Below are 21,202 nucleotides of genomic sequence, written 5' to 3'. Positions count from 1 at the left end.
AAGGGGGTAACTCAAGCGGCGATTGTTGAGACGGAAGCTCAATTCAGCGGAATGTCGTTCTCAGCCTTGCTCGCCTGGTAGTCACCCGACAATTCGTCGTAGCGCGCCGAGATTTTCCCGATCCGCTCCTCCAGCCGTTGGCGTTCGGCCCGGGGTAGCGCCCTAACTAACCTGCGGATCGAAAAACTTTTCCAATAGGCGTTCTCGGCATTGTAGCCGCCGGGGTCGAGGGTGAAGACCTCTTTCAGAATTTTGAGATCATGCGGGATGGCAAAACTGTCACGTGAATCCTCGTGGCTGAACAAATAGTAGAAGTTGTCAAAGCCGGCCCAGGTGATCGCCGACAGGCAGAGCGAGCAGGGCTCGTGTGTGGCGAGAAAGATGGCGTCCTTGGTGTCGACGCGCTCGGCCCTGGGCATCTCGTAAAAGCGCTTCAGGCAATGCACCTCGCCATGCCAGAGCGGATTTTCCATCTCGTTGTTGGTCTCGGCCAGCACCAGCGAATGGTCGTCCTTGCGCAGGATCGCCGCGCCGAACAGCTTGTTGCCGTGGGCGACGCCTTCTGCCGTCTTCGGCACGATCTCGTGCTCGATGACGTCGAGCAGGCGGTCGATCAGCGAAATGTCGGTCATCACAAGCTCTCGTCAGGGAGGTGGATTTCGTAGGCGTGCGAGAAGTGGAATTCCTCGAGGTTGGAGCCGTCGCCGCCACGGTCGACGATCAAAAAGTCCTGAGGCTCTCCGAGCGGCGTCAGCACGCCGTGCCAGAGATTGCGGAAGTAGTTGATGCCTTGCCCCGGTGCGGTGACGAAGGCATGAGGCTCGCCAGGCCCGTCCTTGCCGTCAGGGCAGACGACGACCAGGAACGGACGCGGCGACAGCGGTATGAAGGCCTGGCTGCCCAAGGGGTGGCGCTCCACCATGGTCAGCTTCAGCGGCATGTCATAGGGCGTGCCGCGCACCATCGAGATCAGCACGCGCGCATTCGGCCCCGTGGCTTGCGCGGTGGCGAGGTCATGGTAGCGCTCGGCCTTGCCGCCATTGATCGGATAGTGGTTGTCGCCGCCCATGTCGATGACATCGCCGAATTCGGCAAAGGCCTCACGGGTCAGCGGCCGCGCGACAATGCGGCTCATGACGTCCGCTTCGCGATGCCGGCCCCGCCGAGCTTGGCGTGCCGGTTGACGTCCTTGTAGAGCAGATAGCGGAATTTGCCGGGGCCGCCGGCATAGCAGGCCTGCGGGCAGAAGGCGCGCAGCCACATATAGTCGCCGGCCTCGACCTCGACCCAGTCCTGGTTGAGCCGATAGACAGCCTTGCCTTCGAGCACATAGAGCCCGTGTTCCATGACATGCGTCTCGGCGAAGGGAATGACCGCGCCGGGCTCGAGCGTGACGATGGTCATGTGCATGTCATGGCGCAGATCGGCGGGATCGACGAACCGCGTCGTTGCCCAGCGGCCCTCGGTGCCGGGCATAGGCGTCGGCGCGATCTCCTGTTCGTTGGTGAAGAAGGCCTCGGGAATCTCGAGGCCATCGACGACTTCATAAGCCTTGCGTATCCAGTGGAAGCGGACAGCCGCCTTGCCTTCGTTGCGGACTGTCCAGCCGCTGGCCGGCGGCAGGAAGGCAAAACCGCCGGGGCGCAACACATGTTTCATGCCGTCGAGCAGAACCGTCAGTTCGCCCTCGACCACGAACAGGGCGCCTTCGGCGCCGGCATCGGGCTCCGGCCGCTCGCTGCCGCCGCCTGGCGCGACCTCGACGATGTATTGCGAAAACGTCTCGGCGAAGCCGGACAGCGGCCGCGACAGGATCCAGACACGCGTCTTGTCCCAGAACGGCAGGGCGCTGGTGACGATGTCCTGCATCACGCCCTTGGGGATGACCGCATAGGCTTCGGTGAAGACGGCGCGGCCGGTCAGAAGTTCGCTCTGGCCGGAATGGCCGCCCTTTGGGGCATAATAGGTTCGCTCGGGCATCCTGATCGTATCCATGGGTTCAAACCTATTGTGGAAGCATGTCCTTGAGGCGCAGCAGCGCGATGCGCTCGACCTGTTTGCAGGCGGTTTCGAATTCGACGCCGCGGCTGTTGCCGATGCGGGCTTCGAATTCGGCGAGGATTTCCTCCTTTGTCTTGCCTTTCACCGCGATGATGAAGGGAAAGCCGAAGGTGGTGACGTAGGCGGCGTTGAGCTTGGAGAACAGTTCGCGTTCCTTGTCTGTCAGCGCGTCGAGACCGGCGGAAGCCTGTTCCCTGGTCGATTCCGCCGTCAGTCGCCTGGCCTTGGCCAACTTGCCGGCGAGGTCGGGATGGGCGTTGAGCACGCCGAGCCGTTCGGTCTCACTGGCGGAACGGAAGATGCGGCAAAGCGCATTGTGGAGGCCGCCCGCCGTGTCGTGCGCCGGGCCGAGCTCCAGCTCGTAGGCCCGCTCGGCGATCCAGGGCGAATGTTCGAAAACGCCGCCGAAGCTGTGAACGAACGTCTCGAATTCCATCTTCGAGGGGCGTAGCGCGGCCGGCTGATAGGGGTGGTTTTCCTGCCAGTGCTTGGCGATGTCGATACGCCGCGCCAGCCAGACCTTGTCGTGCGATTTGACATAATCGACGAAGCGTTTCAGCGCCGCCACCCGGCCCGGCCGCCCGACCAGGCGGCAATGCAGGCCGATGTTCATCATGCGCGGCCGGCCGGCCTTGCCCTCGGCATAGAGCGTATCGAAACTGTCCTTCAAATACGCAAAGAACTGGTCGCCCGAGTTGAAGCCTTGCGGTGTGGCAAAGCGCATGTCGTTGGCGTCGAGCGTATAGGGGATGATGAGCTGCGTGCCGTCCTCATGCTCGAACCAGTAGGGCAGTTCGTCGTCATAGGTGTCCGAGACGTAGTCGAAGCCGCCTTCCTCTGCCACCAGCCGCACCGTGTTGATCGATGTGCGGCCCGTATACCAGCCGGTCGGGCGCTGGCCGGTCACCTCGTAGTGCAGCTTGATCGCCGCTTCGAGGTCGCGGCGCTCGTCCTCGGCGTCGTGGTCGCGGTAGTCGATCCACCTCAACCCGTGCGAGGCGATTTCCCAGCCGGCTTCCTGCATCGCCGTGACCTGGTCGGGCGAGCGCGCGAGCGCCGTGGCGACGCCATAGCAGGTGACAGGCACTTGCTCTTCGCTGAACAGGCGCAGCAGCCGCCAGAAGCCGGCCCGCGCCCCATACTCGTAGATCGATTCCATGTTCCAGTGGCGCTGGCCCACCCAGGGCGCCGCGCCGACGATCTCGGACAGGAAGGCTTCAGAAGCCTTGTCGCCGTGGAGCACGCAGTTCTCGCCGCCCTCTTCGTAGTTGACGACGAACTGCACGGCGACATGCGCGCCGCCAGGCCATTTCGGATCCGGCGGATTGGCTCCGTAGCCACGCATGTCCCTGGTGTAACGCATCGTCCCTCCGCGCCCGGCATCACCGGAAGTATGATCAGGATATCGAAAGGGTGCTTCTCGCATTCCCCTCAAAATTTTTGAAAGTGTTTTTGTCGCACTCCGCTCGACCGGGACTTATGCATCGCCTTTAATTGGCGCACAATTCATCAGTAGTGCTTGATTGTACCGGCCAATTTGTTCGTATTGGAAAATGGGAGGCGGCCAATGGCAGAGACATCGAAAGCCGATGGCGGGCGTCTGACGACCCATGTCCTGGATACCGCGACCGGCAGCCCGGCGGCGGGATTGTCCATCGCGCTCTACCGTATCGAGGGTTTGGCCCGCACGCTTCTGAAGACGGTCGTCACCAATGCCGATGGCCGCTGCGATGCGCCGCTGCTGGCCGGTGCCGACTTCCGCACCGGCGAATACGAACTGGTGTTCGCGGCCGGCGACTATCTGCGCGGCCAAGGAACGAAGCTGCCCGAGCCGGCCTTCCTCGACAGCGTGCCGATCCGCTTCGGCATGGCGCAGGCGCTGCACTATCATGTACCATTGCTGATCTCGCCATACGGCTATTCCACCTACAGGGGGAGCTGAGGCATGGCCAAGGCCAATATCCGCAGCGAAATCCGCTTCATTCTGAATGGCAGGGATGTCGCGCTGTCATCCGTGGCGCCTGACGCGACCCTGCTCGACTGGCTGCGGCTCGACCGTTCGCTGCGCGGCACCAAGGAAGGCTGCGCCGAGGGCGATTGCGGCGCCTGCACGGTGCTGATCGGCAGACTTTCGGCCACCGGACTGGTCTATGAAAGCGTCAATGCCTGCATTCGCTTTCTGGGCTCGCTCGACGGCACCCATGTCGTGACGGTCGAGCACCTGCGCGGCGAAGCTGGCCAGTTGCATCCGGTCCAGCAGGCTATGGTTGATTTCCATGGCTCGCAATGCGGCTTCTGCACGCCGGGTTTCGTCATGTCGCTCTACGGCTTGTGGATGAAGTCACCGGACCCTTCGGACGCGGCCATCGAAAAAGCCTTGCAAGGCAATCTCTGCCGCTGCACCGGCTATGAGGCGATCATGCGCGCCGCGCACGCCATATCGAGTTACGGCAAGGCGGCAAAAGACGTGCTGGCGGTGGAGCGCCGGGACGTCACCACACGGCTGCAGGCGTTGCAGGATGGCGCCAGGGTCGAGATCGGCGCCGGCGGGACGCGGCTGGTAGTGCCGGCCGATGCCGACGATTTCGCGGCTGTCTTCGAAAAAGAGCCGACCGCCACCGTCGTAGCCGGTTCGACCGACGTTGGCCTGTGGGTGACCAAGCAGATGCGCGACATCTCGCCGGCGATCTTCATCGGCAATCTGCCGGGGCTTTGCACCATCACGGAAGACAATGGTGTCATATCGATTGGCGCCGGCGTCACCTACACCGAAGCCTTTTCGACACTGTCGAAACGCATCCCGGCATTGGGGCCGTTGTTCGACCGCATCGGCGGGGAACAGGTTCGCAACATGGGCACCATCGGCGGCAACGTCGCCAACGGCTCGCCGATCGGCGACACGCCGCCACCGTTCATCGCGCTCGGTGCACGGCTGACATTGCGCAGGGGCAAGACACGGCGCACGATCCCGTTGCAGGATTTCTTCATCGCCTATGGCAAGCAGGACCGCCAGCCAGGCGAGTTCGTCGAGGCCGTGCATGTGCCGGTGCCGGCAAAGGGGACAAAGTTCGCCGTCTACAAGGTCACCAAACGCCGCGACGAGGACATCACCGCGACCCTTGGCGCCTTTTATCTGGCCTTGGCCGACGATGGCACGGTAGCCGATATCCGCATCGCCTATGGCGGCATGGCGGCAACGCCGAAGCGGGCGTCTTCTGTCGAGAAGGCGCTGCTCGGCAAGGCCTGGAACGAAGTGACGGTGGAAGCGGCTATGGCCTGCTACGCCAGCGATTTCACCCCGCTGACCGACATGCGCGCAACCGCCGAATACCGTGCCTTGGCGGCGAAGAACCTTCTGTTGCGCTTTTACGTGGAAACCACCGGCACCAAGGCGCCGTTCCAGGTATCACGCAGCGAGGCGGCCTGATGAACAAGCACGCACCATCAAACCTCAAGGCCGAGAAGATCGTCGGCGGCGTCGCCACCGACCAGCGGCACGATTCCGCCCACAAGCATGTCAGCGGCGGCGCCGTCTATATCGACGACATGCCGGAGCCGGCCGGCACGCTGCATGTCGGTCTTGGCCTGTCCAAGGTGGCGCATGGCGTCCTGAAGAGCGTCGATCTCTCGGCGGTGCGCGCGGCCCCTGGCGTCGTCGACGTGCTGACCTATGCCGACGTGCCGGGCGAAAACGATGTCTCGCCCAGCAACATGCATGACGATCCGGTGCTGGCGGAAGGCAAGGTGCAGTTCTTCGGCCAGCCGATCTTCGCGGTCATTGCCAAGACGCGCGAGGCGGCGCGTCGCGCCGTGCGCCTGGCTGGGATCGAATATGACGAGCTTCCCGCCGTCATCGACATCTGGGGCCTCGATCCGACCAAGGACAAGCAGGTCACCACGCCGCTGATCCTGAAGCGTGGCGACGCGGCCGCCGCAATCCAGGCCGCCCCCCGCCGCATCAAGAACCGCATGTGGCTTGGCGGCCAGGATCATTTCTACCTTGAAGGCCAGGTGTCGCTCGCCATTCCCGGCGAGGACGACGAGGTGACCGTCTACTGTTCGACGCAAGGGCCGAGCGAGACGCAGCATCTGGTCGCCCACACGCTCGGCGTGCCGAGCAACGCGGTGACGGTGGAGGTGCGCCGCATGGGCGGCGGCTTCGGCGGCAAGGAAACGCAGGCCAACCAGTGCGCCGCGATCGCCGCCATCGCCGCCAAGAAGCTGAAGCGGGCGGTCAAGGTCCGGCTAGACCGCGACGAGGACATGACCGCCACCGGCAAGCGGCACGATTTCGCCATCGACTACGAAGTCGGCTTCGACGACGAGGGCAACATCCTCGGCGTCGATTTCACCTATGCCTTGCGCTGCGGCTTTTCCGCCGACCTGTCCGGCCCGGTCGGCGACCGCGCGCTGTTCCACTGCGACAACGCGTATTTCTATCCCGCGGTGTTGGCCAAGTCGGCGCCGCTCTACACCAACACCGTGTCCAACACCGCCTTCCGCGGCTTCGGCGGTCCGCAAGGCATGATCGGCGCCGAGCGGGTCATCGACGAGGTCGCCTTCGCCGTCGGCAAGGATTCGCTCGAAATCCGCAAGCTGAATTTCTACGACCCGATGGAGGCGATCGGCGCGCGCTGCGTCACGCCCTATCATCAGAAGGTCGAGGACTGCATCATCCAGCGCATCGTGGCGGAACTGGAAGAGAGCGCCAGCTATGCGCGCCGCCGCCGCGAGATTTCCGCGTTCAACGCCAACAGCCGCTTCGTCAAGCGCGGCCTGGCGCTGACGCCGGTCAAGTTTGGCATCTCCTTCACCAAGACCGAGTCCAACCAGGCCGGGGCGCTGGTCCATGTCTATGCCGATGGTTCGGTGCACATGAACCATGGCGGCACCGAAATGGGGCAGGGCCTGCACCTCAAGGTGGCGCAGGTCGTGGCCGAGGAGTTCCAGATCGACCTCGACCGCGTGAAGATCACCGCCACCACAACCGCCAAGGTGCCCAATACCGCGCCGACGGCGGCGTCCTCGGGCGCCGACCTCAACGGCATGGCGGCGCAGAACGCGGCGCGCCAGATCCGCCAGCGGCTGACCGACTTCGCCGCCGAGAGATATCAGATTCCAGCCGACCAGGTGGTGTTCCTGCCCAACCGGGTGCGCGTCGGCAACCAGGAAGTCAGCTTCAACGATTTGGTCAAGCAGGCCTATATCGCGCGTGTGCAGCTCTCGGCCGCCGGCTTCTACAAGACGCCTAAGATTCACTGGGACCGCGGCAAGGGCCAGGGCCACGCCTTCTACTACTATGCCTATGGCGCGGCCTGCGCCGAAGTGTCGGTCGACACGCTGACCGGCGAGTATGTCGTCGAGCGCGCCGATATCCTGCACGACTGCGGCCGTTCGCTGAACCGGGCCATCGACCTCGGCCAGGTCGAGGGCGGCTTCATCCAGGGCATGGGCTGGCTGACCACCGAGGAACTGTGGTGGGACGACAAGGGCCGGCTGCGCACCCATGCGCCCTCGACTTACAAGATCCCGCTGGCCTCGGATCGGCCGAAGATCTTCAACGTCGCGCTGACCGACTGGTCGCAGGCCTATGAGCCGACCATCCATCGCTCCAAGGCGGTCGGCGAGCCACCGCTGCCGCACGGCATGGCAGTGCTGCACGCGCTGTCGGATGCCGTGGCCAGCGTCGCCGACCACAAGATCTGCCCGCGTCTCGACGCGCCGGCAACCCCCGAACGCGTGCTGATGGCGATCGAGCGGTTGAAGAAAGAGGTCAAGGCGGGCGCCTGAAGGCCGGCAAACGTGCAATCCCAACCGAAAAAGCCTATATTTTGCATTCGGGAACCGTGAACCATGAACTCGAACGTGCAAAGCCTGAAAACCTTTCTCGGCAGCGCCGCGCGACTTGCCCTGGTCGAAGTGGCCGGTACCAAGGGCTCGACGCCGCGCGAAAAGGGTGCCTTCATGCTTGTCTCGCCGGCGGCGATCTTTGGCACGATCGGCGGTGGTCAGCTCGAATACATGGCGATCGACAGAGCCAGGCAGATGCTCATCTCCCCCCTCGAGGGGGAGATGGCCGCGAAGCGGCCAGAGGGGGTCCTCGCAGGAGGCACCGCAAGGGGGTCGAGCACTGCCGCAACGACCCCACCCGGCGGCTTCGCCGCCACCCTGCCCTCGAGGGGGAGGGGAACCCGCATCGAAGTCGACGAAATCTGCGCCACGCTCGATGTGCCGCTTGGGCCGGAGATCGGCCAGTGCTGTGGCGGGCGCGTGGAGGTGCTGATCCGGCTGGTCGATGCCGCACTCGCCGCCGAGCTGGTTGCGGCGGCGGAAGCCGAGGAGGCGCAGCTGCCGCATGTCTATATCTTCGGCGGCGGCCATGTCGGCCAGGCGCTCGCGTCTACGGTAGCGCTTCTTCCCGTGCACGGTGTCGTCATCGAGACGCGGGCCGAGGCGCTGGAAGGCATGCCGGAAACCGTCGAGACGCGGCTGACGCCGATGCCGGAAGACGAGGTGCGCGCCGCCCCGGCCGGCACCGCCTTCGCCATCCTAACCCATGACCACGCGCTCGATTTCCTGATCGTCGCAGAGGCGCTGAGACGCGGCGATGCGGCCTATGTCGGCATGATCGGTTCGAAGACCAAGAAGGCGACATTCAGAAACTGGTTCCTGAAATCGGCGGACGGCGCGGAGACTGAATTTGCCCGCCTCGTCTCGCCGATCGGCGGCGACGCCGTCAAGGACAAGCGCCCGCAGGTGATCGCCGCGCTGGCGGCCGCCGAGATCATGACGGCTCTAGTCGTGCACAGGGCGGCCTCAAGTTCCGACCGTCCCCCATGACAGAGTGATGGCGAGTTTAGACTTGCGCCGCGGCTAAGCCGGCCGTTTCAAGCCGAAATGTTCAGGCAGCGTGACCGCCGCTCTTGTCGAACAGTAGAGCATCCGCGTCCTGCCACAGGCCCTGCAGATGCCTGTGAATTCCTCCGCGCAGCGTCGAAAAACCGTGTCCGAAAATCCTTCGGGCCTGCTGAAGTTGGTGGCCTCGCGCGGGTTGGGTCAGCGATGCGTTCCAGCCGGCACGGCCGTGGCTGATGACGTCGAGGGGACGCGAAGCGACGCGCCAGATTATAGGCTGATGCGCGAGGGTCGAGGCGCCTTGGAATCGGCAACGATGCCCCATCGGCTTTGCTCGTACCTCGACCAAGGTGCGGATTGCCCGGTCAAAACCGCGCACGACGAAACTAAGTTCGTCCTGCAGCAAGACAAGCCCGGCGAATGGAAGCAGCCGGCGGTCACTTGCCGGCCTGTTCTACCGCCCGGCCAGGATGTCCTTGATCAGCCGCTGGCAGCGCTCCGCCATGAAGTCGAGCAGCAGGCGCACCTTGGGGTCCTGCAGCTTCTTGTGCGGATATACGGCAGCGAATTGCACCGGCGTAGGCGGGGTGCTGGCGAGAATGACCTTCAGCCGCCGGTCGCGGATGAACGGCTCGACCTCGAAGCGCGGCTTGTTGATGATACCGCGTCCCGACAGAGCCCAACCGGTCAGCACGTCGCCGTCATCGGTGTCGTAGGGCCCGTGCACTTCGAATTTTTGCTGGCCGGCCGGCGTTTGCAAGGTCCAGACATATTCGCGTGCGCCGGAATAGCGCAGCATCAGGCAGTCATGTCTCCTGCCGATCAATTCCTGCGGATCCATGGGCTCGCCGCGTGCCTCAAGATATTTGGGTGCGGCGACCAGCACACGTTCGCATTCCATGATACCGCGCATCCGAAGGCTGGAGTCCTCGATGATGCCGAGCCGGAAGGCGACGTCGATGCCCTCTTTCATGATGTCGACATTGTGGTCCGAGAGCCTGAGCCGCACCTCGATATCAGGGTATTTGTCGTGAAAATCGGGAATGCCCGAGGCCACCAGCCGTCGGCCGAGCCCAAGCGGCGCCGTCACCTTGATGGTGCCGCGCGGCTGGCCGGACAGTGCCGAGACGGCCGCCTCCGCTTCGGTAATCGCCTCCAGAACCTGCTTCGCGCCCGAGTAGAACACGGTGCCGTGCTCGGTCGGCATCAACTGCCGTGTCGTGCGGTTGAACAGCCGGACGCCGAGATGCTTCTCCAGTTCCTTGATACGGTTCGAGGCGACCGCCGGCGAAATGCGCATGTCGCGCCCGGCCGCCGACAGATTGCCGAGCTCGACGACGCGGACGAAGACGGCGATGTTGTCGAGATAGGCCATGCGGAGCACCTTCGCCGGTTTGCAGGGATCAACCTAGTATTTTCCAATTTTTTTTGAAAGTCATCGCACACCTCGCCTCTTTCCGTTTACGCGCCACACCTTAAAGTCGCGTCATCGGCAGGGACGACTTCAATGATGGATTTCGCGATTTTCTGGGACTGGCTGAGCTTCGCCGTGCGCTGGCTGCACGTCGTCACCGGCATCGCCTGGATCGGCTCGTCCTTCTATTTCGTCGCGCTCGATCTGGGCCTGCGCCAGCGACCAGGCATGCCCGTCGGCGCCTTCGGCGAGGAATGGCAGGTGCATGGCGGTGGCTTCTACCACATCCAGAAATATCTGGTGGCGCCGGCCGAGATGCCCGAGCATCTGACCTGGTTCAAGTGGGAATCCTACGCCACCTGGCTGTCCGGTTTCGCCATGCTGTGCGTGGTTTATTACGCCGGAGCGGACCTGTTCCTGATCGATCCCAATGTGCTGCCGATGTCGGTGCCAATAGGCATCCTGCTGTCGATGGCGACGATCGGCGTCGGCTGGGTGGTCTATGATCTCCTGTGCCGCTCGCCGCTCGGCAAAAGCGACACCGGCCTGATGCTGGTTCTCTATTGCGTGCTGGTGTTCATCGCCTGGGGACTGACGCATCTGTTCACCGGCCGCGCCGCCTTCCTGCATCTTGGCGCCATCACCGCGACGATCATGTCGGCCAATGTCTTCATGGTCATCATTCCGAACCAGAAGATCGTCGTCGCCGACCTCATCGCAGGACGCAAGCCGGATCCGAAGTACGGCAAGATCGCCAAGCAGCGTTCGCTCCACAACAACTATCTGACGCTCCCCGTGCTGTTCCTGATGCTGTCGAACCATTATCCGCTGGCGTTCGGGACACAGTTCAACTGGGTCATCGCCTCGCTGGTGTTCATCATCGGTGTCTTGATCCGCCACTATTTCAACAGCGTGCACAAACGTGCCGGCAACCCGCACTGGACCTGGCTGGGCGCCCTTGTCCTGTTCCTCATCATCATCTGGCTGTCGACCGTGCCGAAGGTGCTGACCGGTGAACCTAAGGTTTCCGCCTCGGCGCAAGTCTATATCGCTTCGGCGCATTTCCCGGCGGTGCGCGACACCGTGCTTGGCCGCTGCTCGATGTGCCATGCCGCGGAGCCGGTCTACGAGGGCATCTACCACGCGCCCAAGGGGGTGATGCTGGATACGGACGCGGGCATTGCTGATCATGCCCGCGAGATTTACCTGCAGGCAGGCCGCAGCCACGCCATGCCGCCCGCCAATGTCACAGAGATCACCGACAAGGAGCGGGCGCTGCTGGTCGCCTGGTTCGAAGGCGCGGGGAAATAAGCATGACCTCGACACTTCTGCGCGGCCGCACGCTGTCCTTCGTGCGCCGGCCGCAAGCCATCGACGACCACTCCGCCTGGCGCTACGAAGAAGATGGCGGCCTGCTGATAAGCGACGGCAGGATCGTTGCATCGGGCGCCTACGCCGATGTCGAGAAACAGGCGGGCGAGGGGACAAAAAAGATCGATCACCGGCCGCATCTGTTGCTGCCGGGCTTCATCGATGCCCATGTGCATTTCCCGCAGATGCAGATCATCGCTTCCTATGGCGCCGAACTGCTCGACTGGCTGAACACCTACACCTTTCCAGAGGAAACAAAATTCGCCAACGCGCAGCATGGCCGCCGCATCGCGCGCCTGTTCCTTGATGAGACGGTGCGCCATGGCACGACGACGGTCGCCGCTTACTGTTCGGTGCATAGGGCGTCGGCGGAAGCCTTCTTCGCCGAGTCGCACGCGCGCGACATGCTCAACATCGCCGGCAAGGTGATGATGGACCGCAATGCGCCCGAAGGCGTACTCGACACGCCGCAATCCGGCTATGACGACACCAAGGCGCTGATCGCCGAGTGGCACGGCAAGGGCCGCCAGCTTTATGCCATCACGCCACGCTTTGCCATCACCTCCTCACCGGAGCAGATGGAGATGGCCGGCGCGCTGTGCCGCGAACATCCCGACCTGCACATGCAGACGCATCTGTCGGAAAACCACGCCGAGATTGCCTTCACGCAACAGCTCTACCCCTGGTCGCGCGACTACACCGATGTGTACGAACATTACGGGCTGCTTGGCAAAAAGAGCCTGTTCGGTCATTGCATTCATTTGTCGGAGCGTGAGGCGGACGCGCTGTCGGACAGCGGTTCGGTGGCGGTATTCTGCCCGACCTCCAACCTGTTCCTCGGCTCCGGCCTGTTCGACTATCAGCGCTTTCGCTGCCGCGACAAGCCATTGCGCATCGCGACCGCCACCGATGTCGGCGGCGGCACCAACTATTCGATGCTGCGTACCATGGACGAGGGCTACAAGGTGATCGCGCTCAATGGTGAGAAGCTCAACCCGTTCCAGTCATTCTGGCAGATCACGCGTGGCAACGCCGAGGCGCTGTCGGTGGCGGACAGGATCGGCACGCTGGAGGATGGCACCGACGCCGATATCGTCGTGCTCGATGCCAGGGCGACGCCGGCGATGCGGCTCAGGATGGAAACGGTCGAGACGCTGGCGCAGGAACTGTTCCTGCTGCAGACGCTGGGAGACGACCGCGCGGTGCGCGAGGTCTATGTCGCGGGGCGGCCTGCCAAGAGCGACATCGCAATTTAGCACTGCGGCGTGTTCCCCGCTTGACCCGGCGGCAGCCATCGGTCAAAGCGTGCGGCGAAGTTGACAGGGGAACGACATGGCCGTTGCTGACGACATCGCTCTGATCAAGAGACAGGAAGAGACGCTTGTCTTCACGGCCTTCGACGAGGCTGTCGCCTTCGAGATCGGTTCGGCCATCCGTCGTCGTGCAACAGCAGAGAACCTGCCGATTATAGTCGATATCAGGCTGTGGGACCGGCCCCTGTTCTATGCGGCGATGCCTGGTTCGAATGCTTCCAATCCCGACTGGGCGCGGCGCAAAATCAATGTCGTGAAGCGCTATCTCAGAAGCACTTACCGGCTGGTGCTGGAGCAGCAGCGCCCCGACCGCACCTTCAAGATCGGCGAGGGGCTCGATATTGCTGACTATGTGTTGGCCGGCGGCGGCTTTCCGGTTGCGGTCAAGGGCGTCGGTGTCATCGGCGTGATCGCGGTCTCTGGCCTGCCTGAGCGCCAGGATCATGGCGTGGTGGTCGATGCGCTGTGCGATTACCTGGCCATCGATGCAGGCCAGCTTGCTCTGCCGCCGGAAGAAAAATCGTGACGTCAGCGCTGCCCCTCCCCCTCACCCTCTCCCCGTATAGAGACGGGGAGAAGGGGGCACCAACGCTGGAGCGCTTCCCTTCTCCCCGTCACTATACGGGGAGAAGGTGCGGGGAGGCGGATGAGGGGCGGGGCCAGCCTTGCGGCTATTCGCAAATCGCCAATGGCAGCCAAGGATGACCGTGCTCGATCCCGAATCCTTCCTCATCTCCATCTTCGACGCCGCCGTTGCGGCCGCCGATCCGGAAAAGACCATTCGCGATCATTTGCCGGCAAAGCCGAAGGGCCGCACCATCGTCATCGGTGCCGGCAAGGGCTCGGCGCAGATGGCGGCGGCCTTCGAGAAGGTTTGGGATGGGACGATCGAGGGCCTGGTCGTTACCCGCTACGGCTATGGCGCCAAATGCGAGCGCATCGAGATTATCGAGGCCGCACACCCGGTGCCGGACGCCGCCGGGCTCGAGGCGTCGCGGCGCCTGCTGGAGAAGGTGCAAGGGCTGACAGCGGACGATCTGGTCGTGGCGCTGATTTCCGGCGGCGGTTCGGCGCTGCTGCCGTCTCCGGCCGCCGGCCTGACGCTGGCCGACGAGATCGCCGTCAACGAGGCGCTGCTTGCCTCCGGCGCCCCGATCGCGGCGATGAATACCATCCGCAAACACCTCTCCACCATCAAAGGCGGCCGGCTGGCTGCCGCGGCCTGGCCGGCCAAGGTGGTGTCGCTGGTGGTCTCCGACATCCCCGGCGACAATCCGGCCCTTGTCGCCTCCGGCCCAACCGTTCCCGATGTCGGCAGCCGTGAGAATGCCCTGGCTTCTATATCAGCCTATGGCATGAAACTGCCGGACGCGGTGATGGCGCATCTCCAGTCGCCGGCGGCCGACGCCCCAGATCCCGGCGATCAGCGCTTTGCGCGCAACGAGGTGCATCTGATCGCATCGGCCGGCGTGTCGCTGGAAGCGGCAGTGGTGGAAGCGAGGCGGCAAGGCATCGAAGCCGTCATCCTCTCCGATGCCATCGAAGGCGAAGCACGCGAGGTCGGCGGCGTCCACGCGGCAATCGCCCGCGAAGTGGCAACGCGCAACCGGCCCTTCCAAAAGCCGGTTCTGATCCTGTCGGGCGGGGAGACCACCGTGACGTTGCGGGCCAAAGGCAAGGGTGGCCGCAACTCGGAATTCCTGCTTGCCTTCGCCATCGGCATCAACGGCATGCAAGGCATTCACGCTCTTGCCGCAGATACCGACGGCATCGACGGCTCGGAAGACAATGCCGGCGCCTTCGCCGACGGCTCGACCGTTTCGCGCATGCGCGCGGCGGGTGTGGATGCCAAGGCGATGCTGGCCGGAAACAATGCCTGGACGGCCTTCAATGCCGTTTGCGATCTCTTCGTGCCCGGCCCGACCGGCACGAACGTGAACGATCTCAGGGCAATTCTCGTTCGCTAAACCGGCAGATCAAGCTGCCATCAACTTCTTCACCTGCTTCATATCCTGCAAAAACCGCTCGCGTTCGGCTTCTTTGTCGGCGTGATCCCGAATGCGCAGGATGAAGGACGGATGGATGGTGAGGAAGACACGCAAACCATCCACGCGTTCGATCACCTGGCCCCGCATCTTGGTCACCGGGACCGCCTTGCCAAGCAGGGATAGCGCCGCCGGGGGGGGGCCCCGCGCGCCCCGGCGAGATTCGGCTTGATCAGGTCAAACTCGTGGTCGAGCCACCAGCGGCAGGCTTGAACCTCGCCGACATTCGGCTTGGAGTGGATGCGGCGTTTTCCGCGCGGTTCGAATTTGAAGTGCTTGACCGCGTTGGTGACGTAGACCTTCAGCCGGTCGACCCCGGCATCGTCCAATATGGCATCGAAAACCTTGCCCGCCGGGCCGACGAACGGCTGGCCGGCGAGGTCTTCCTGGTCGCCCGGCTGTTCGCCGACGAAAATCACCTTGGCGTTGTCAGGCCCCTCGCCGAATACGGTCTGCGTCGCATCGCGCCAAAGCGGACAGCGGCGGCATCCCTTGGCGGCCTCGCGCAATTCGGAAACCGTGTGCGCGTCGCGGTCATCAGGCGCTTCGGTAGGCTCATGCTTAGGCCAGTGCCTCGCCTGCACCTTGGCGTGGTGCGGCGCGGGCGTTGTCGGCATCTTCGCAATCATATCCCTGGCGGCCTCGTCCGCTCCTGCGATCAAGTCAGGAATGAGCGAGGCCTCGGGAAGGTTCCGCCAATATTTCTTCGGCATCTCCTTTTGCATGGCCTTCACCTTGAGGCGTGCCGGATTGAAGATGTTCTCGAAATAAGTCCTCCACAGCGTCTCGGTGTCGTCCTTGTCTGGCGCATCGCCCTTGGCCGCGCCCGGCCCGATCGCCAGCCTCTCGCCATCCCAATCGGCGGACGCGTAAGGCGTCAGGATCGTCCAGCGCATGCCGGTAAAACGCCTGACGAAGAAATCCGCATTGCGCTCGACGATGAAATGGTCGGGTTCGAACCAGGCGACATAGCGTTCATCCTCGCCCTCGCCGATCTTCCGGAAGCGGACGAAGGCGTGCATCTTGTGGCTGTCGCGCCGCACCGCCTTTTCCATGGTTTCAAGCCGTTTGGTGTCGGGATCCGATGCGATCGCCAGCAATTTGGGCTCGGTGCGCAGCCGCCACAGCAGCCTATAGAGAAAGGCGAAACGTCCGGGATCGGAATGGCAGAAGGCGGTCTCGGCGTGGCCGATGAAATCGCGTGGCACAATGAGCTCAGCGCCCTGCGGCACGTCAGGCAAGTCGCTTGGCGGCCGGTCAAGACCGGCTACGACATGCCAGCTGATGTCCTCGGGTCTGATCTCATTCAACGCCAGCCGCCGAGCCGCGTCGCGCCAGCCGGCGAAATCGGTCTGGCTTTCAAGCCAAACGGTGTGGCGGGTGAGGTCGAGCTCGGCCGGCCGTATCGTCAAAACAGCGCCAGTTGTTCGCAGGATTGCACGATCTTGCCGCGCAGTCCGGCCTTGTCTGTGAGCGCGCCTGGCGACCAGCCTTCGGCGATGATGAAGGGCCTGAGCTTGGCGATCGAATGGCAGAGCCGGCCGACATCCTCGAGCCGCAGTCGCCGGTAGCGGCGGGTTTCGAGGATTTTCGCGACAACCTTGGTTCCCAGGCCAGGCACGCGCAGCAGCGCTTCGCGGTCGGCGCGGTTGACGTCGACGGGGAAACGTCCCCGGTTGCGCAGCGCCCAGGCAAGTTTCGGATCGATGGCGAGATCGAGCATGCCATCGCTGCTGCCGGCCAGGATTTCAGGCTGCGAAAATCCGTAGAAGCGCATCAGCCAGTCGGCCTGGTAGAGCCGGTGTTCGCGCATCAGCGGCGGCTTTCGGAGCGGCAGCGATGACGAGGAATCGGGGATCGGACTGAAGGCCGAGTAATAGACGCGCCGCAAATGGTAGCTGCCATACAGCCGGGCGCTGGCGTGCAGGATTCCGTCGTCGGAGGTGTTGTCCGCGCCAATGATCATCTGCGTCGACTGGCCACCCGGGGCGAAGCGTTCTCGTTTTTTGGTCCGCAACGTCGGCTCGGCTTTTTCCTCCATCTTCCGGCGCAAATTGGCCATGGAAAGCCGGATTGTCTCCGGCCTCTTTTCCGGCGCCAGCTTCTTCACGCCCTCGTCGGTGGGCAATTCGACATTGATCGACAGGCGGTCGGCATAGAGCCCGGCCTTCTCGATCAGGTCCGCCGAACTCTCGGGGATGGTTTTGAGATGGATATAGCCGGAGAATTTTTCCTCCAGCCGCAGCCGCCGCGCCACCTCGACCATCTCGCCCATGGTCTCGTCAGGCGAACGGATGACGCCCGAGGACAGGAAAAGCCCTTCGACATAATTGCGCCGGTAGAAATCCATGGTCAGCTTCACCACCTCGTCGATGCCGAAGCGGGCGCGCCGGACATTCGAGGACGAGCGATTGATGCAATAGCTGCAGTCGTAGATGCAGAAATTGGTCAGCAGGATTTTCAGCAGCGAGATGCAGCGGCCGTCCGGTGCGTAGGAATGGCAGATGCCCATGCCTTCGGTGGAGCCGATGCCGCCGGATTTCAAAGAGTCCTTTTTCGCCGCGCCCGATGAGGCGCAGGAGGCGTCGTATTTGGCGGCGTCGGACAGGATTGCCAGTTTCTCACGAACAGGGAGTGCGCTCATTTGTTCATGATATGTTCTAACAGGCCAATGCGCCATCTCATTTGATGGTGACGGCGAAAAAGTGATCGCCGCCGGTCTCCCGCATCAGACTTCGTGCAGATAGAGATGATAGTCCAGCTCGCTTACTGTGCGCGCCACGCGCAGGTACTCGGACTGCTTGATCGCCACAAAGGTGCGGTGCAGGTCCTCGCCGAGCGCGCCCTTCAGGAAGCTGGACGCCTTGGCCGCTTCGATGGCGGCCCGCCAATCGGCCGGCATCGTCGTGCGGGTGATTGCCGCTTCATAGCCATTGCCGGTCGTTTCGGGGCCGGGATCGAGCCCTTCGTCGAGGCCCTTGACGATGCCGGCAAGCACCGTCGCGGCAATCAGATACGGATTGGCGTCGACGCCTGATGGACGATGCTCGATGCGCCGGTTCTTTGCATCGCCGGCCGGCACGCGCAACGCTACCGAGCGGTTGTTGACGCCCCAGCTCGGCGCCACCGGCGCATAGGATTGCGAGACGAAGCGCCGCCAGGAATTGGCATGCGGCGCAAACACCAGCATTGATTCCGCCATGGTCTGGATCAGCCCGCCGAGGCCACGCAGCAGCGGCAGCGACCAGCTCTCGCCGGCGGCTTCCGCAAAGACGTTTCGGCCGTCCTTGTCCTGCAGCGAGACATGGAAATGCATACCGGAGCCGGCATATTTCTCGATCGGCTTGGCCATGAAGCAGGCGGTGACACCATGGCGGCGCGCCTGCGCCCGCACCAGCCGCTTCAGCATGACCAGATCGTCGGCCGCCCGCATCACGTCCTTGCGGTAATTCAGCGTCAGTTCGTACTGGCCGGGCGCATATTCGGAAATCACCGTCTCGGCCGGAATGCCTTGCGCCTTGGCGGCGGCGTAGATGTCGGAGAACAACGGCTCCATGCCGTGCAGATGGTCGACTGAATAAACTTCGGTCTTGCCCGAGACGCGGCCATCGAGCACCGCGCGCGCCGGCTGCACCTTGCCGTCGGCGTCGCGCTCATTGGCCAGCAGAAAAAACTCGAGCTCGAAGGCACCGGCGGGATAGAGTCCCTTGGCGGCCAATATGTCGACCTGCCGGGCAAGCGCCAGCCGCGGATCCGACGACATTGGCTGGCCGTCGAGATGATACATCGCCATCAGCAGTTGGCCGCGCGGTGGCTTCGTGCCGTAAAGCGGCACCAGCGTGCCCGGAATCGGCCAGGCCCTCAGGTCGCCGTCGCCGCTGTCCCAGATCAGCCCGGTTTCGTGCACATCCTCGCCGGTGATGTCGAGGCCGAGAATGGAGATCGGCATATGCCGGCCGCCCTCGAAAATGCTTTTCAGCTCATGCCTGCGCACGATCTTGCCGCGCCCCACACCATTGGCGTCGGTCAGCACGATATCGAAGGCCTCGATCTCGGGATGGGCGTCGAGGAAGGCTTGCGCCTCGGTGGGCGTCGAGCCCGAAGGTGAGGTCATGATCGCACTCAAGTTTGGCTTGGGCGCTTGTCTCACGCCGCAAGCTTTGCCGCAACCGCGCCGAACGCGGCGATCAGCCGGTTGACCTGGGTGCCTGACGTTGCCGGCGAGATCAGCATCATGTTGTGGAACGGTGCGATCAGCACGCCGCGATTGACCAGCGCGACATGGATAGCAGCCTCCAGTTCCGGCGCATGCGCAACGTCCGCCTCGGCACCGTTGCGCAGCGGGCCGGGCGCGCAGATGAACTCGACGCGTGCCCCGACGCGGGAGACATGCCAGGGCAGATTGTAACAATCGATCACGCCGTTCAGCCCGGCATCGAGCCGCCGCGCCAGATGATCCATGCGGTCGTAATTCTCTTGCGTCATCACCTCCTCGAGCGTGGCGCGCATGGCGGCGAACTGCAGCGGGTTGGCCGACAGCGTCGTGCCCATGCCGGAATATCCCGGCTCTTTCGTTCTGTTATAGTCGGCATAGTGCGAGGCGACCTCCTCGCTCATGCCCCAGACACTCGCCGGCACGCCGCCGGCAATCGGCTTGCCCAGCACGAACAAGTCGGGCTCCAGCCCATATTTACTGGTGTAACCACCGGGACCGGTCGAGATCGTATGCGTCTCGTCGATCAAGAGCAGGGTGCCGGCTTCACGCGTCAATTTTCGCAGCGCATCATGGTAGCCAGGGTCGGCAAGTACCATGCAGGAATTGGTCAGCACCGGCTCGGCGATGACGCAGGCAACGTCCCTGTCCTTGAGCGCGGCTTCCAGTGCGGCAACGTCGTTGAACTCGATGACCTTGGCCGTGCGGGTCAGGTCGCGGAATTCGCCCGCCAGTCCCGGCCGGTTGACGGGCTTGCCGTCGATCAGCCGCACCATCGTCTCGTCCACCGAGCCGTGATAGCAGCCGTTGAAGACCAGGATCTTCTCCCTGGAGGTGACGGCACGGGCGACGCGCAGCGCGAAGCGATTGGCGTCGGTCGCCGTGGTCGCGATCTGCCAGAACGGCAGGCCGAAGCGCTGCTGCAGCAGCGGCCCGATGGCCAGCGCATCCTCGGAAGGCAGCATATAGGTCAGGCCGCGCCCCGCCTGGCGGCGAATGGCGCGCGCCACCGGCGGAGGCGAGTGGCCGAACATCGAACCGGTGTCGCCGAGGCAGAAATCGTCCAGCTTGTTGCCGTCCATGTCGGTGATCGTGGCGCCTCGGGCGCTGTCGACCAGGATCGGAAACGGGGTCGGCCAATCGTTCATCCAGTGCATCGGCACGCCGCCGAAGAAGCCGGGCAGGCCGTTGCCGACCTTGGTTTGCGATCTCGGCCGCGCCTCGCGAAAGGCTGCCCCTTCCGTCTCGCGCAATTGCGCGATGCGGTCGCGGCTGATCCCGCCGATGGTCTTTGAACTGTCGCTGCCGTGCATGAAAATCCCTCTGGCTCATTCCTACTTACCCAATCCACCTCCGCAACGGCAATTGGCCGTGCGTCCGTTCTGCATTGGCTCAGCCGCCAGCGGCGGCGCTTGACCCCGCTTGCGAAGTCGGCGCCAATGCTGTCGGCAACGACAAGCGGGGGAAAGAATGCGGACGATCATCTGCGTGACCATGCTCTTCCTGTCGGCCGGTACGGCGTTCGCGACCGGCGGTATCTGGTGCACCGTCGATGATCCACAGGTCAAATTCCAGGTCGATGCCGGCGTCACCACGGGCATGGGCGGCCCGACTTTCAATTTCCGCGGCGACCTCGAAATCAAGGCAAGGCCCACGGGTGATCCATTGCGCAAGACGGTGTTCGAGGATGCGAACCTCACCCAGTATTGGCTCGACGACGAGGAACTGCGGCTGAACATCTACCACGAGCAGCAGGTCGCCAAGGTCTACAGTTCGGTCGAATTGACGATCCTGACCAGGGCCAGCGACGAGGGCGTCTATGACGGGCATTACAAGCTCGCTGTCTATGACAGCACCGCCGACAAGGAAAGCGACGGCAAGCCCGTCGATCTGACCGGCAAGGTCTCCTGCGGGGCCGAGTGATCGGCCA

At 63.6% G+C, this 21,202-nt stretch carries 17 protein-coding genes and 2 pseudogenes; 9 read left to right on the top strand and 10 right to left on the bottom strand.

What is annotated here, in order from left to right; all coding sequences use genetic code 11:
• Positions 1-38 precede the first annotated feature (38 nt).
• From LB554_RS10670 to puuE, 4 genes are read right to left on the bottom strand one after another with little or no spacing between them, the layout of a single operon-like run.
• Entirely contained in the window at positions 39-632 is a 594-nt protein-coding gene (locus tag LB554_RS10670) for a nucleoside deaminase (RefSeq protein ID WP_140875754.1), read from the bottom strand.
• Positions 632-1,135: an ureidoglycolate lyase gene (locus LB554_RS10665; RefSeq protein WP_140723432.1), complete on the bottom strand. Its 504-nt coding sequence runs from the start codon at positions 1,133-1,135 to the stop codon at positions 632-634. The genes LB554_RS10670 and LB554_RS10665 overlap by 1 nt, the downstream gene beginning before the upstream one ends.
• On the bottom strand, positions 1,132-1,995 hold the full coding sequence (locus tag LB554_RS10660) for a bifunctional allantoicase/(S)-ureidoglycine aminohydrolase (RefSeq protein WP_140723429.1): 864 nt from the start codon (positions 1,993-1,995) through the stop codon (positions 1,132-1,134). The genes LB554_RS10665 and LB554_RS10660 overlap by 4 nt, the downstream gene beginning before the upstream one ends.
• A 10-nt stretch (positions 1,996-2,005) precedes the next feature.
• A complete protein-coding gene (gene puuE, locus LB554_RS10655) occupies positions 2,006-3,424 on the bottom strand; it encodes an allantoinase PuuE (protein WP_224584420.1) in 1,419 nt (472 codons plus the stop codon).
• A 204-nt stretch (positions 3,425-3,628) separates the two neighbouring features.
• On the opposite strand from puuE, the gene uraH reads away from it, so the two are divergent.
• The 4 genes from uraH to xdhC all read left to right on the top strand — a co-directional run bounded on the left by uraH (position 3,629) and on the right by xdhC (position 8,901).
• Positions 3,629-4,003: a hydroxyisourate hydrolase gene (uraH, locus tag LB554_RS10650; protein ID WP_140821682.1), complete on the top strand. Its 375-nt coding sequence runs from the start codon at positions 3,629-3,631 to the stop codon at positions 4,001-4,003.
• A 3-nt stretch (positions 4,004-4,006) separates the two neighbouring features.
• Positions 4,007-5,488, top strand: a complete 1,482-nt coding sequence (xdhA, locus tag LB554_RS10645; RefSeq protein ID WP_224584418.1) for a xanthine dehydrogenase small subunit — start codon at positions 4,007-4,009, stop codon at positions 5,486-5,488.
• Positions 5,488-7,851: a xanthine dehydrogenase molybdopterin binding subunit gene (gene xdhB, locus LB554_RS10640; RefSeq protein WP_224584416.1), complete on the top strand. Its 2,364-nt coding sequence runs from the start codon at positions 5,488-5,490 to the stop codon at positions 7,849-7,851. Before xdhA ends, xdhB begins: the two co-directional genes overlap by 1 nt.
• 63 nt (positions 7,852-7,914) lie before the next feature.
• Positions 7,915-8,901, top strand: a complete 987-nt coding sequence (xdhC, locus tag LB554_RS10635; RefSeq protein WP_224584415.1) for a xanthine dehydrogenase accessory protein XdhC — start codon at positions 7,915-7,917, stop codon at positions 8,899-8,901.
• Positions 8,902-8,974: 73 nt separating this feature from the next.
• On the opposite strand, the pseudogene LB554_RS10630 reads toward xdhC, so the two are convergent.
• Together LB554_RS10630 and LB554_RS10625 are read right to left on the bottom strand one after the other, a co-directional pair.
• Positions 8,975-9,214: pseudogene (locus LB554_RS10630) on the bottom strand (nitrilotriacetate monooxygenase); the annotation flags it as partial.
• A 156-nt stretch (positions 9,215-9,370) separates the two neighbouring features.
• Positions 9,371-10,291: a LysR family transcriptional regulator gene (locus tag LB554_RS10625; protein ID WP_140615052.1), complete on the bottom strand. Its 921-nt coding sequence runs from the start codon at positions 10,289-10,291 to the stop codon at positions 9,371-9,373.
• Positions 10,292-10,423: 132 nt separating this feature from the next.
• On the opposite strand from LB554_RS10625, the gene LB554_RS10620 reads away from it, so the two are divergent.
• From LB554_RS10620 to LB554_RS10605, 4 genes are all read left to right on the top strand, one after another.
• Entirely contained in the window at positions 10,424-11,641 is a 1,218-nt protein-coding gene (locus LB554_RS10620) for a urate hydroxylase PuuD (protein ID WP_015314311.1), read from the top strand.
• Positions 11,642-11,643: 2 nt separating this feature from the next.
• Entirely contained in the window at positions 11,644-12,957 is a 1,314-nt protein-coding gene (guaD, locus tag LB554_RS10615) for a guanine deaminase (protein WP_224584412.1), read from the top strand.
• Positions 12,958-13,033: 76 nt separating this feature from the next.
• A complete protein-coding gene (locus LB554_RS10610; RefSeq protein ID WP_224584410.1) occupies positions 13,034-13,540 on the top strand; it encodes a heme-degrading domain-containing protein in 507 nt (168 codons plus the stop codon).
• 175 nt (positions 13,541-13,715) lie between these two features.
• Positions 13,716-14,981, top strand: a complete 1,266-nt coding sequence (locus LB554_RS10605) for a glycerate kinase (protein WP_224584408.1) — start codon at positions 13,716-13,718, stop codon at positions 14,979-14,981.
• A gap of 9 nt (positions 14,982-14,990) precedes the next feature.
• Here LB554_RS10605 and LB554_RS10600 read toward each other — a convergent pair.
• From LB554_RS10600 to LB554_RS10585, 4 genes and pseudogenes are all read right to left on the bottom strand, one after another.
• Positions 14,991-16,465: pseudogene (locus LB554_RS10600) on the bottom strand (UdgX family uracil-DNA binding protein).
• A 2-nt stretch (positions 16,466-16,467) separates the two neighbouring features.
• Positions 16,468-17,703 carry a putative DNA modification/repair radical SAM protein gene (locus tag LB554_RS10595; RefSeq protein ID WP_140714367.1) on the bottom strand — a complete coding sequence of 412 codons (1,236 nt, stop codon included), beginning with the start codon at positions 17,701-17,703 and terminating at the stop codon, positions 16,468-16,470.
• 84 nt (positions 17,704-17,787) lie between these two features.
• Entirely contained in the window at positions 17,788-19,173 is a 1,386-nt protein-coding gene (locus LB554_RS10590) for a glutamine synthetase family protein (RefSeq protein ID WP_141906038.1), read from the bottom strand.
• 32 nt (positions 19,174-19,205) lie between these two features.
• Entirely contained in the window at positions 19,206-20,585 is a 1,380-nt protein-coding gene (locus LB554_RS10585; protein ID WP_224584407.1) for an aspartate aminotransferase family protein, read from the bottom strand.
• 157 nt (positions 20,586-20,742) lie between these two features.
• Between LB554_RS10585 and LB554_RS10580 the strand changes: the two genes are divergently transcribed.
• Positions 20,743-21,195: a hypothetical protein gene (locus LB554_RS10580; RefSeq protein WP_224584406.1), complete on the top strand. Its 453-nt coding sequence runs from the start codon at positions 20,743-20,745 to the stop codon at positions 21,193-21,195.
• Positions 21,196-21,202 lie beyond the last annotated feature (7 nt).

It is taken from the genome of Mesorhizobium sp. CO1-1-11 (assembly GCF_020164995.1).
Lineage (GTDB): Bacteria > Pseudomonadota > Alphaproteobacteria > Rhizobiales > Rhizobiaceae > Mesorhizobium > Mesorhizobium australicum.
This window is presented reverse-complemented; position numbering and strand designations above follow the sequence as displayed.

Coding starts and splice junctions, on each gene's coding strand:
- LB554_RS10670 (WP_140875754.1), bottom strand. CDS start 632: ATGACCGACATTTCGCTGATCGACCGCCTGCTCGACGTCATCGAGCAC.
- LB554_RS10665 (WP_140723432.1), bottom strand. CDS start 1,135: ATGAGCCGCATTGTCGCGCGGCCGCTGACCCGTGAGGCCTTTGCCGAA.
- LB554_RS10660 (WP_140723429.1), bottom strand. CDS start 1,995: ATGGATACGATCAGGATGCCCGAGCGAACCTATTATGCCCCAAAGGGC.
- puuE (WP_224584420.1), bottom strand. CDS start 3,424: ATGCGTTACACCAGGGACATGCGTGGCTACGGAGCCAATCCGCCGGAT.
- uraH (WP_140821682.1), top strand. CDS start 3,629: ATGGCAGAGACATCGAAAGCCGATGGCGGGCGTCTGACGACCCATGTC.
- xdhA (WP_224584418.1), top strand. CDS start 4,007: ATGGCCAAGGCCAATATCCGCAGCGAAATCCGCTTCATTCTGAATGGC.
- xdhB (WP_224584416.1), top strand. CDS start 5,488: ATGAACAAGCACGCACCATCAAACCTCAAGGCCGAGAAGATCGTCGGC.
- xdhC (WP_224584415.1), top strand. CDS start 7,915: ATGAACTCGAACGTGCAAAGCCTGAAAACCTTTCTCGGCAGCGCCGCG.
- LB554_RS10625 (WP_140615052.1), bottom strand. CDS start 10,291: ATGGCCTATCTCGACAACATCGCCGTCTTCGTCCGCGTCGTCGAGCTC.
- LB554_RS10620 (WP_015314311.1), top strand. CDS start 10,424: ATGATGGATTTCGCGATTTTCTGGGACTGGCTGAGCTTCGCCGTGCGC.
- guaD (WP_224584412.1), top strand. CDS start 11,644: ATGACCTCGACACTTCTGCGCGGCCGCACGCTGTCCTTCGTGCGCCGG.
- LB554_RS10610 (WP_224584410.1), top strand. CDS start 13,034: ATGGCCGTTGCTGACGACATCGCTCTGATCAAGAGACAGGAAGAGACG.
- LB554_RS10605 (WP_224584408.1), top strand. CDS start 13,716: ATGACCGTGCTCGATCCCGAATCCTTCCTCATCTCCATCTTCGACGCC.
- LB554_RS10595 (WP_140714367.1), bottom strand. CDS start 17,703: ATGAGCGCACTCCCTGTTCGTGAGAAACTGGCAATCCTGTCCGACGCC.
- LB554_RS10590 (WP_141906038.1), bottom strand. CDS start 19,173: ATGACCTCACCTTCGGGCTCGACGCCCACCGAGGCGCAAGCCTTCCTC.
- LB554_RS10585 (WP_224584407.1), bottom strand. CDS start 20,585: ATGCACGGCAGCGACAGTTCAAAGACCATCGGCGGGATCAGCCGCGAC.
- LB554_RS10580 (WP_224584406.1), top strand. CDS start 20,743: ATGCGGACGATCATCTGCGTGACCATGCTCTTCCTGTCGGCCGGTACG.